The following is a 12,673-nucleotide window of genomic DNA, read 5'->3' as shown; positions in this document are numbered from 1 at the left end:
CCGGTTTACTCGAATACCGGCTTTTCGCGACGAATCACAGCGGATACTACCAATGAAACTATAAAGCCTGTCAAAATTGACATTAATACTCCCATAATAAACATAATACCCGGAGACATAAATTTCTGAGCATATTCAAGGCTCTGGTCTATCTGTGCATCGTCCATTCCGCGTTGTTCCATATCCATCCTAACCTTATCGAGTGCCTGCGTCATGATGGTACTGTCGATAAACTTATTATAGAAGGTATTAAACATGGATACCAAAAATCCCATCACGGCAGAGAGCAAAGTACCAAGTCCCAGTCCCTCTCCATAAGACATGAATCCTTTGTTTTTTTCCTTGAATTCTTTCATGGCAACAACCAATGCCACGATCATAAATATAAATTGCAGGGAAGAAAGGATCTTATTCTGAGATAGACCAGCGACGTTAATGATTGTTGTATAAACCATAATAACAACTGATACTAAAGCTCCGTATTTAAGAGCAACTCTGGCAGTAGACACTGTTTCTTCCATATTTATATTTGTTAGAATTTGGCGATAAAATTCAGATTATGCGGGGTAGTAAATTTAAGATTTATTGTGATAAATCCCGTAATTCTGCTTTCTAAGGATCAGTGATATAATTAGAATAGGAATAATACCCATCACCATTTTTTTGCTGATCTCATCTTTAATTACAACTGATGGCTGCATGGATTTGATCTCATTATACATTTTCAGGTACTCAGGCTCCTTGATGTTTTTAATGAGTTCTACTTTCCCCTGATCCAGTAAATGAAGCATTTCAGAAGTATACCTGATAAAAAGTTCAGGATCTACAAATGTGATGAAAGCATAAATCAGCCAACCGTTTACAAGAGCTGCCACGCAATTGACTACGTACCCGATTGTCAGCGCTTCCCATAAGTGCAACATGCCTTTTCCTACAGTTTTCCGATAATACCAGCATGCTCCTGCGATCATGATCAGATAAATACCGAAATCAAGTATTTTACCCAATGGCATAATGTCGAGGGCATATAATCCTAAAAAAAACAAAAAAGCAAGCACTCCGGTAGCAAGACCGAATAACAGCGGAAGTTTTAAGATCGGTTTATTAAAGTAATTAATTATTGATTGCATTATTATGTATTAAAGCATTGCAAATAGTACTCTCGCTGAGACTATTCAAACCATTCAAATTTGCCATTATTAGCTACACCACGAACTTTCCCGCGAAGCGTTTTTCCAAGGAAAGGGGTGTTTTTCGACTTGGAGTAACTTCTCTCGAAAGTCCAGTCTTTATCGGTTTCAAATAAAGTAAGATTCGCCGGATTCCCTTCGGCAATTCCCGTTACAGGAAGTCTCAGAATCTTTCTTGCCTGCGTTGTCAATTTATCCACCACATCTTCTACCGGCAAACCACTATGCATCACAGCCAGAGAGAAGGCAGTTTCTAAACCTGTGATACCGAAATCAGCATGGTCGAATTCCAGGTTTTTACTTTCCTCATCATGCGGACAGTGGTCAGAAACGATCGCGTCAATCGTGCCATCTGCCAGTCCTTCTCTGATCGCAGCAGAATCATCGGCGGGACGGAACGGAGGATTTATTTTCAGGTTTGTATCAAAACCGATCAGATCTTCATCCGAAAACGCGAGCTGGTGCGCAGCGACATCACATGACACAGGGAGTCCCTTTGCTTTTGCATCCCTGATCAGTTCAACTGCACGCCTCGTAGAGATCAATGATATATGTAAAGCCGGATTCTCCGAAGTATGTTCGTTCTTTTCCAGGGCATATTCAAGCAATTTCAAGTCTCTGATCAGCATCATTTCCTCTGCCAGTGCCGGCATACCTTTCATACCGATCAGCGTACTTGTTACACCTTCGTGCATCTGCCCATACAATGTAAGCTGTCTGTCTTCCGGACGGTTCATCAGCAAAGCGTCCAGAGGTCTCAGATACTGTATCGTTTTAAGCAGCAAGTCTGCATTCTGAACAGGGTGCTCGCCGTCAGTAAAAGCAATGGCACCTGCTGTATGCAGATCAATCATTTCCGTAAAGTCTACTCCTTGCGCTTTGCGGGTAACCGAACCTGCAACATGAAGCTTGACAAGTCCGCCCTGTCCCGAGTTCCTGATATAGTTAAGCGTATCTTTGCTATGCACTACCGGCTCCGAATTGGGCATGAGCACAATCTCAGTAAATCCGCCTCTTGCTGCTGCAACTCTTACCGAAGTAAGATCTTCTTTATGTTCAAATCCCGGATCGCGGGAAGCCACACGCATATCCACCCAGCCGGCAGAAACGCTAAGTCCTTCACCATTTATTACCTCTGCTCCCGTAGCTTCAATAGCACTCCCAACTTGTCTGATAATTCCGTCTTCGATGAGGATATCTGCAGACTGGCCGTTGAGTGAAGCGCTTTTGTCAATGATCCGGATGGAACGAATTAGTACTTTCATAAATGTTTTTCAAATTCCCGTCAGTTCGTAACGGGGCAATAATCGGTATGTATAAAAAAAGCTCCCTCAGGAGCTTTATGCTTTTTATCAGGCACCTATAAACTGCTTGTATTCTTCAGCAGAAAGGAGGCCATCTGTATCATCAGGATTCGACAGGCTTACTTTCACCATCCAACCTTTTCCATAAGGATCCGAATTTACAAGTTCAGGCTCACCATCCAGTGCATCATTTACCTCCAACACGGTACCCGCTACAGGAAGAAACAGATCTGAAACAGTTTTAACCGCTTCCACCGAACCAAAAACCTCACCTTTTCCAAGCGCATCTCCAACGGTGTTGATATCAACATAAACGATATCACCTAATTCCTGTTGAGCATGCTCGGTAATACCGATAAAAGCTGTATCACCCTCAATGCGGATCCATTCGTGATCTTCAGTGTATTTCAGTTCTGATGGGAAATTCATAATGTATTTGTATAAGTTTTGGAACGTCTTTATACCCACAAATTACAGGATGTAGACTGTATTTTCCAAATGGAAATTTTATTCTGCCAAATTGAATCTAACCTGAATTCCGCCCGACGTACTTGCCCGATAGAACGAATTAGAAACAAGCGGATCATTAAATGTGCGATCAAAATAGAACATCAGACTCAACCTATTGTTAACCATATAGTTAACTGTAGGCCTTAGCTGGAAATTGATATTACCCGCAATTGGTGTATTTTCACTAACATTGGTTGTAACTCCATTCACAACAACTTCCTTGCCAAACTTTCTTTGGATAGATCTTGTGTCTCTGAACGTCATCCCCAGCTGCATGGTAAGATCATTCTTCAGCTTCTTCTTAACTCCGTTGATCTTAAACGGCAATGGAACGTTATTTTTTGTCAGACCGATGTTCACCGTCAAATCCTGATTGAACAATTCGGCCACCTGTGAGTTGGAAAGATTTAACGCCACACTCCTATCGCGGTTGTATTCAAAACGGGCAGTTATTTTTCCGATTGTTCTGAACTCTACACCCAGTAAAGGTTGAAACCTCTCAGCCATGGTAATAGTGCTCATCGAAAACACAGGTGTAAACTGACCTAACAGCGCCTCTACCCCTACGTTCTGCCTTGCTGAAAGCGGATAACCATTCACAGCAAGATTGACATAAGTCTCATCAAAGCCCTGGTTAGATGTAAAATTACCAACGCTGTAATTGGAATAGTATTTATGGCGAAGTGTAAACGAGCTGAACAGTTTTTTGAATCCTGCCAGGTTCGACAAACCACTATAAGTTACCTCCCAGTTTGGCATTGGAAACTTCAGAAACGGATTCACCCGTACTTTGCTTGGATCCGCTATTCCCTTGCCCGAATAAGCAGAGAAGAAGGAGGCCATCAATACATCCTGTGATGTGCTGTTATATAAACTTTCGTCTCCTTTTACTTCCGGATTCTTATCATTCAAAATCTTGATAATCTCGTGCCGGTAGTTATTGAATTTATCAAATACTTCTGAAGAATTATCGCGTGGCATTTTCGCAAATGCAGTTCTGAACGACCAGAAAGACATGCTGAATTGTCCGTTTCTTAATGGATTCTGTGTTTCGAACTCGGCGATACCTGTCGGGCGATAAAACTCCTGATAAGCATCCTGCCGGGTAAGACGAACATCAATGATCATCCTGAAATCCTTTGTTGGTTCCAGCGTCGTGTTAGCCGTGAAATTTTTGGCAACAGTCATCTGGAAAGGCTGATTCTGTTCCTTACTTCTGGTAATCCACCCTTTGGAGGCAGCCATCTTATGAAAATCACGATCTTGTTCACCCATCACAAAGCGCATCCCGGGGGCAAAAGTATTGTCTAACCCAAAGTATTCCGGAGCCCGTAAATAGCCTGGTAACGAAGTCGTTTCCAGCAATGAGTAATTGAAATTAATACCCCGAACTGTCATCAGCATCCTTGTGACACTTTTCAAAAAGTCAGTACTATTCAGATTAATATCTTCAACATCCCCCGGGCTTCTTGCAAAGTTCTTACGCGCTACAGAAGGCGTGTTAGCGAATTTGAGGTATCTCAGCTTGTTATAAAGCATTACAAAGTCCACCTTACCACTCACTCCGCGCTCACGACTGTTTCTGATAATATCTCCGAAAAGATTACCCGTGGAATCTACCAACCCATAAGCGTTTGCCTGATACTGATACCCAACAGAATGTTTATAGTCAGCACTCATCCAATCTGTAAGTGGTATTTTATTCAGCGGCAAACGGTAGGTCAGACTGATACGCTGATCGAAATTTTTGATACGTCCAAGCTTTCTAAAATTGGCCCATAAAGAGTCCTTTTTCTCAGCCGTATTAATATCACCCATCGGCTCATCAATCACTGAATTAGCAGATGAGTTATATGCCAATGTCATATTTCTGGTCAGGTTCCAGTTGAAATCGTAGTAACGGTTAAACCAGAAATACTTCTCATAAAGTGGTTGTACACCGTCAGTGGTCAGATCGGCATTCCTGAGTTGTGTTTTCAGGAACCTTCTGTCAACATCTGCCCGTACCGAAACCATATTCGGAAGTAATGTCAGATTGAAATCTTTTAACAATTCTCCCCAGCGGTTTTTTACTTCATAATTCTTGAAAGGTTCAAACGCCTTCGGCTGACTGCTATACACGTAGGCGATTCCACCTTTATACATACGTTGCGCATACTCCTGTGTCAGGATATTCCGACGGTTATCATCACTGTAGGCATAGGTAAATGCAAAGTTTTCAAAGTCATAGAAGTGGTTTTTCGCTCCCGGTCTGGTTTTTACCTTTCTTACATTGGAGAAGTTGATACCTCTCTTCACGGCATTTTCTTCCACCATTCGCCGGTAGCCATCCCGCTCCTCGTCACTCCGCAAATTGGATAATGAAGTCGTAAGCTCAGTATCGGGATCTAACGGATCAAAATGCGGCTTCACATTGCGGCGATCATAACTCAGGAATACAGGTATTACAAATCCCCATTTCTGAGGTAACAATTTATCCAACGCAACATTGGAAGAGAAACCATATTCGGTCGTCAGGTTTCGTGAACGCTCTCCGATTCTTTGTTGTACACTTCCGAATCCAAACGTTTCTATTCTCCCCGAAGCAGTAACTGTGGCAAAGTCTGCAAGTTTGGCATTAAGCTGAGCTATTGCCGCCATACCTCCGGTTTCATCAAACCCTTCTACGTGCATTTCATCTACCCAGATACAGAAAGACTTCGAACGCTCATCATCTGATTTGGGGTTTCTCATACCAATCATCATAACCCTTACCGAGCTAAGGTCAGGATTACCAACAACAGTAATTGTATATCTTCCATCCGATGATTGTGTCGGGTATGCATTTCCCGATGTTCTGCCGAAATCACGGTTTCGCGCAGCTTTTGCATTGATCAAATCAGCAATGGCTATATTCAGCTCGTTTTCTTCCGGCCAAATTTCACCACGGGCACTCTGCCCTGCTCTGGTTGAGTTCAATTCCGAAATATCAATCTCATAATAATTCTGGGTAAGGTCAGTTCCGATACGCATAAATGCACCAACCTTTTTATCTTCATTTTGTTCGTTGTGCATGTGTACGTACATGCGCAGGCGTTTTCTGAATTGAAGATCCAGGTTTACGTTTTTGAAAACTCCGCGTGAATCGCCATCTCGAAGGTCTGTCACACAAAGACTCATAGACTGCTCGTTCAACAACAAAGGAGGGCGTTGTGTAGCATCCTGATCACGGATCCAGCCCGGAGGAATGTCATACACATATTTGTTGTTGGCATTAGCACTCAAACCGTTTTCTTCAATACTCACAGTTCCTACCGTAAACTTGGCATCATAAGGCTCGGGCTTGGGCAGCACACCTCCTTCAGCAAGATTGCTTGTGTACTTCCTGTACTGCTGACCCACCATCTGAAGCTGAGCAAAACGCAAAACCACAGGTTGTTGAAAATCGGTCAAATACATACGCATGAAACGAATGGATTTAAAACCATTCATCCCACCTACCTGTCCGGAAAATTCTTTGATCGGAACACGGAAGAGATACCAATTCTTACCATCTTTTGTATTCACTGATTTATCCACAATAAAACCTTTTCCAACTTCCAGTTGTCCTGGTTTCAGGTCAATCTCATATTCATAGTAGGACTCATTGTCATTGATCGTATTATCTACGTTCATATCCTCACCATCCGGCACGTTGGTAGAAGCAGGAGTTACAGTTGTAGCTCGTCCCTGACTTTCGGGAGAGTTATTTTCCATACCCATGTAGTTCTTATAGCGCTCTACAACCTTGGCGTTGTTATCATCCAGTTCTTGTCCGAGGAAAAAAGAAAAGTCGTCACCTGAAGGATCCTGGGCGAAACGTTCCCGCACACCTTGCGGAAGCGCATCCAGATAACTTTTGAAGAAGATACGTTCCTCTTCATTACTCATACCGTCCAATCCGACATCCTGACGCTGGCGTGCTCCAGGCTCATTACTGAATGCGTTTATCAGATACTGCGATCTCGTCACATATCCCCATGCTGTGGAGTCAACATTATCTCCAACGATTTTGGGCCCAACAGGAAGACCGTTTTCAAAGTTGTAACGTTCATCAGGAATTACATCTTCTGATATATCTCCCAGGTTAAACACCAGCTTACCGCCCGTGGTATTAGGCTGATTTTCGAATCCGTCTCTTACTTTCGAATTTTCCGTACCATCATTAATAAACGGGTCCAGTATCCAGAATTCGATACTTTCGATATTGGCATTATCAAAATCGTTATCAGATGTAATCGCCCTGCTTATACCACCGAAGTTTTGTCTCGGCATTCTCAAACGACCTTCATTGGTCAGGTCCGTGTTGTAATTATACATTCCCCGCTCTGACGGAAAATAGGAGATATCAAGAATATTCTGTGGATAAGTTACAAGTCCAGCGATGGCTCTGTTCGGGAATATCTGATTGGGCAGATATAGTTTTTCGTAATAATTACTATCTGAAACGGTAATATTGCTTGGGATTTGATAACCTCCACCAAGGCCGCCCTGTCCTCCAAATATATTGTCTACAGTATAGGCCGATATCTTGGCACGTTTATAACCGTACGAGCGATCATTTCCTGCCTTCCCGTCTGTAAACTTCGGAGGCACCGCCGCCAGGCGCCATTTTTGTGGTTGACGCGCCAGGTCATATACAGTTCTTGCTGCTTCAAAGTCATCCACCAAAGAGCGGTTATTAACATCTTTCGAAACGCCCGGGAATAATTTAGCGAATTCGGCCTTGAACTGAATGCTCGACATTTCCTTGGTTTGAAGGAAAGGAAGTTTGTCAAGCATTTTAGTCAGGAAGGGAACATCTTTACGGATATTTATATCGAAGCCGAGCATGGTATTATTCACAGGCTCATTACCAATAGCAACCCTTGTAAGGAAGCCGGCAGGTCTTTCACGGTATTTCATCGCCGTTAAACCGATACTCATATCCCGGTTCACAGCATAATCCAAACGCGTTCCTATCAGAGATCTGATTTGATTCTGGAACATGTCGGGTCTTTCGTATTCTATCACAATCTCACGTCCAGAGTTCATCACACTCTGGTTCAGAATACGTACTCGGCCCAACTGCGATTCTACGATATAATCAGAGCCCGGTGACAAAGGTACGCCTCCTGAGGTCACTGTTACGGATGTTTCAACCACACCGAATGGCAGCGTCACCTCCGCTCCCTGGCTCGACTGATAAGAACCTTTCAGGAAGAATTTATTCCGCTCAGTTACCTGTTGAGCATCTATCATGGTAGTCCTGTAGAGCTCATCAAAAACATATTTGCTAGCTATCTGCTCATTGCCGGCACCAAACTTTGCCGAAAGGTTTGATCCGAAAGGTTCTAGTACCGGGAATATGATCCGTCCGGTTTTACTGTCAATCGTAATACCTTCAACGTAATCGAAGTTTCCATCCGACTGCAAATCGTTCACGGGGTTGAGCCTGTCGAGCCCCATTAAGCGAATGAGAGGAATGTTGGCGATATCGCTATCCTGCAGCTGTGGATTATCCATCCCCGTAAGGTCATCCTTGTATATTACACGCAGCTGGAAACCCTGACGATCAATCTGGCTTGTTCCCAACGCATAGACGTTCTTCATCATCAGGTTCCACATAGGAAGTTTTGTATTATTCCTGATTGTGGATGATTTCAAAAGCTTCAAAACAATTACTTCATTATCCTGAGTAGCCTGGTAATCTTCTGTAAGTTCCCCTACTTTAAATGAGCGACCATTTACCGTATATTCATATGCCACTGCCAGCACCTCGTCATTGCGGAGTGCCGTCGTCAGCGATACATAACCCAATTGTGGATGGAATGTATAATCACGTTCTGCAACCAGTTTTTTGGCACCCCTGAGCAACTCATAATCATTCGCTTTTTCAAGTCCGAAGCTGGTAGTAAGAGATGTGTTGGTATTATCAACCTGACGGAAAGCCGGATTATTCTGAAGACTACTAAAAAGGCCATTCGCTCCGTTCGCAGCTGGTGATGAACTCACTATTGGCTGAAGGCTCGCATTTGCACTCTTATAAGGAGCAGGCTCTCCAAGATCAGCAAAACCGACCACATTACGTAGTGACTCAGTGGTAGTAGTACGGTTGGTGACGTACACTTCCATTCTTGTTACGGTCACACCAGAAGTAATGGTTGGAGTTGTCCGCAACGAATTCTCATAAATATTTCTGAAATACTGAGAAAGAAAGAAGTTTCTGTTCTCATCATACGTATCCGCTCTGATCTCGAACTCACGCCCCTGCGCCCCTCCTCTCAATACAACCCGCTCTTTACTGGACTTCTGTTGAGAAGCCACAAATGTTGCCTTTAAACGGCCGAACTGAAAGTCTGTCTTTAAACCAAAAAGATTTTGTACACCAGGAATTAACTGGCTATTAATGGCCCAGTTGATATTACCCGCCTCAATTTTACGGATAAAGCTCTCTTCCGGATTTTTATAATTCAGTTTAATCGCATTCTCAAAATTGAAGTTTGCCTTGGTATCAAAGTTGGTCTGAAAACCGAGCATATCTCCCAGCCTTGCATCAAAATTGATATTGATTTGTTCGTTGAAAATAAACTGGGTATTCCTTCTCTGGCGGATGGGAATCGTAGGGTTATCCAAAAACTGATGCATCAGCCCCAGATCCAAAGAGACAAAACCGGTTGGTTTGAAGTTTAGAAAGTCATCACCTAACAATTTGGACAATGCGGGTGGCACATCCAGCTTAGGAAGTAAGCCTCTTGTGCCCATAGCTCCCTGTCCGTCCTGCCTGCTTGAATACTCTTTCAGCAAACTTTTGAAAGCTCTTCCTTCCTGCACCTTATCATACTGCTCCAAATCCATTCCTTCGGGAGCACGGTAATCAAGTGTTCCTCCGGTTGTATGAATCTGTTCGGTGACTGCAATTTTACCGGTGCTATCCAGCAATATATCTGTCTTGATATTGGCAGGATCTTTGAGGTAAAAAGGAGAGCGCGGACGGGGTTGAACAAGACGGTTGGAATAATAATCTTTCCAACGCAGCACAAACTGATTTCCCGATTTGCCTAAACTATTCTTTGAGGTATCCTCAGGTAAAGTATCGGCAACGGCAATAATTTCAGGTTGTAGTGTGGTATAAACATCCTTATCTACCGAAACGGATGCAAGAATTGCAGCGCAGGTAGAAATAGTTAATGTCTTAAAAAGTAGAGAGTAAACTGTTGATGACAAGGCTAGTATCTAAATTTAGAGAAGGTTATTGCTGAGCTCCGTTTCATCATTTCCGTTGAGTAGTATTGCGTTTTCTCACTTTCGTTTGGTATCCAATTTTCTCATTCGGCATTAGCGTAAGGCAAGTTTTATCAACTGTTCTACAGACAATCCTTCACCTTCACGTTTCAGAATTGTATCAAGGCTTTTTTCTGCAGTTGCTTTTGGGATACCAAGGGTAATCAATGCAGCCAATGCCTCATCTTTCACAGTATTGGAACGACTGGCGACAGGTCGCTGCTCTGCAGTCCCACCCCACTCTTCCTTCCTGATTTTATCTTTCAATTCCAGAATGACGCGCTGGGCCGTTTTTGATCCGATACCCTTAATAGATTGGATCAATCGTAAATCTTCATCCACAATCCCCTGTCTGATTTCGTTGGAAGACAGCGAAGACAACATCACAAGAGCTGTCGAAGGTCCGATACCCGAAATACCTACCAGATCAAGGAACAGTTTCTTTTCGTCTGCGGTCCAGAAGCCGTAGAGTACATGTGCATCTTCTCTTATACTGAGATAGGTGAACAGTTTGCTCTGTTCACCCTGGTCAGGCATTGATGTGTAAGTTTGTAGCGAAATACGGACTTCATATCCGATTCCGTTTACGTCTATAATAGTATGGGCCGGGTCCTTGTAACTAACTTTTCCGTTAACGTAGGCAATCATAAAGTATGTGTGTAAAACCTAAACTGCTAGCTTGAGATGATAAGTTTTTGTCCAGGCTTGATATCGTTTCCTCTGATCTTATTTGCTTTTTTAAGATGGTCAAGCGGTAAACCGTATCGCTGAGAAATAGTCCATAACGTATCTCCCTGCTGAACAGTATGGTATTTCATTTTGAGTTTTTTCGCACTTTTTACATACTCTTTTTCCACAGCAGGTGCGACAGCTACTTGTACAGCAGCAGCAGATGGCACTACTTCTTTTACTTGCTTCATGATAACCAAACGCTGGCCTTTCATGATGTTGCTTCTCCTGAGGCGGTTCCATTTTTTCAGTTCCGCAACAGTAACTCTGTGTTTTTTGGAAATCGACAGTAACGTCTCTCCGCGTCTTACGGTATGAGAAAGTTTTTTAGTTCTGCGAACCGTTGTGACCTCAGCTTCTTCTTCGTCATCCGCGTACTCGCCATCTGTTGTATTTGCAGCCAGTGTATAAGGGAATGTTCTGTTACGACCAAGCGAATCGGTTCTGGTACTATCCCCCACTGCCAGCATCGTTCCGGCAGGCAAAAGTTTTCTGGTACAAGAGTCCATAATTACAGACCGGTTACTGACCAGATACGTATACTTCACACTTGGCACACGCATTACAAAATCACGTGTTCTGTCCGGTAATATTTTTTTTGTAATAGATGGATTCAGTTTCGACAACTCGTCAAATTCAATTCCGCTATTGTTACAGAATGCTACCAGATCTATATATCCATTGATATGAATTGTATCATTCGGGATCTGATATTCAGGATTTTCTGCAAAGATTCCGTGATCATTACCGTAATTCATCATGTAGTTCATCGCCACGTATTGCGGAACATATGATCTGGTTTCTCTTGGCAACGCTCCGTATATTGTCCAGAAAGTAGTACCGCGCGATCTGCGCATAGCACGTTTAATGTTTCCCGGACCTGTGTTATAAGAAGCTAACGCCAGTTCCCAATCTCCGAAAATATTATGTAGCTGTTTCAGGTACCGACATGCCGCCTCTGTAGCCTTTACTGGTTCAAAGCGCTCATCAATATAAGCATCCTGATAAAGACCAAATTCACGACCGGTTGCCGGCATAAACTGCCACAATCCCCCAGCCCGTGCATGTGAAATAACTTTGGGATTCAATCCCGATTCAATCATTGAAAGGTACTTCAGTTCAGCTGGCAGACCATGTTTCTGAAGTGTCTTTTCAAAAAGCGGGAAATACAAAGGCATTTTTTCCATCATGGAGCGGGTGAAACTTGCCTTTTTGTAGATAAAATATTCTACAAATTCATGAGAAGCCTTATGGTAGGTCAGAGGAATAGATCTTTCCAGTTTTGCAAACCTTTCCCTGAGTAATTTTTCAGGTACAGCAGGGTTCACACCAATTTCTTCAAGTTCCGGTAATTCTGAGAACAAAGCCTCATTCTGTTCGCCACCTATCAAAGTATCTGACTGCATCCCCTTTTGTTGAGGAATTTGTACCGCAAAAGCACGATCAGATACATTACACAATCCTGTACACATGGCTCCCAGCCATAAAACTTTCTTCCAAATCTTCATCAATAAATCTTTTGAAGGTTAATCAATTTCCGGTTTTCAATGGCTTTGTCTGTTAATGTACAATCTAAACCCTTTTCATTATGCCAATCGGGATACTTCTCCGATTAATCGGCACCTTTATCTATTATAACTTTTTTACTCTTAATTCTTA

The 12,673-nt window shown here is 42.9% G+C and carries 7 protein-coding genes; all 7 read right to left on the bottom strand.

Going from position 1 to position 12,673, the window contains the following annotated elements; translation table 11 throughout:
* Nucleotides 1-5 precede the first annotated feature (5 nt).
* Entirely contained in the window at nt 6-521 is a 516-nt protein-coding gene (locus tag DSL64_RS09265; RefSeq protein WP_115830465.1) for a DUF4199 domain-containing protein, read from the bottom strand.
* Nucleotides 522-575: 54 nt separating this feature from the next.
* Nucleotides 576-1,130, bottom strand: coding sequence for a DUF4199 domain-containing protein (locus DSL64_RS09260; protein ID WP_115830464.1), 555 nt, complete (start codon nt 1,128-1,130; stop codon nt 576-578).
* A gap of 41 nt (nt 1,131-1,171) precedes the next feature.
* Entirely contained in the window at nt 1,172-2,455 is a 1,284-nt protein-coding gene (locus DSL64_RS09255; RefSeq protein WP_115830463.1) for a dihydroorotase, read from the bottom strand.
* Between the two features lie 87 nt (nt 2,456-2,542).
* A complete protein-coding gene (gene gcvH, locus DSL64_RS09250) occupies nt 2,543-2,923 on the bottom strand; it encodes a glycine cleavage system protein GcvH (RefSeq protein WP_115830462.1) in 381 nt (126 codons plus the stop codon).
* 78 nt (nt 2,924-3,001) lie between these two features.
* Nucleotides 3,002-10,228, bottom strand: coding sequence for a T9SS outer membrane translocon Sov/SprA (gene sov, locus DSL64_RS09245; RefSeq protein WP_115830461.1), 7,227 nt, complete (start codon nt 10,226-10,228; stop codon nt 3,002-3,004).
* Nucleotides 10,229-10,339: 111 nt separating this feature from the next.
* A complete protein-coding gene (gene ruvA, locus DSL64_RS09240; RefSeq protein ID WP_115830460.1) occupies nt 10,340-10,933 on the bottom strand; it encodes a Holliday junction branch migration protein RuvA in 594 nt (197 codons plus the stop codon).
* Nucleotides 10,934-10,959: 26 nt separating this feature from the next.
* A complete protein-coding gene (locus DSL64_RS09235) occupies nt 10,960-12,522 on the bottom strand; it encodes a lytic transglycosylase domain-containing protein (RefSeq protein ID WP_229217012.1) in 1,563 nt (520 codons plus the stop codon).
* Between the last annotated feature and the right edge of the window lie 151 nt (nt 12,523-12,673).

The organism is Dyadobacter luteus, assembly GCF_003383615.1.
GTDB lineage: Bacteria > Bacteroidota > Bacteroidia > Cytophagales > Spirosomataceae > Dyadobacter > Dyadobacter luteus.
Note: the sequence above shows the minus strand (reverse complement) of the source record. Positions and strands in the feature narration are given on the sequence as shown.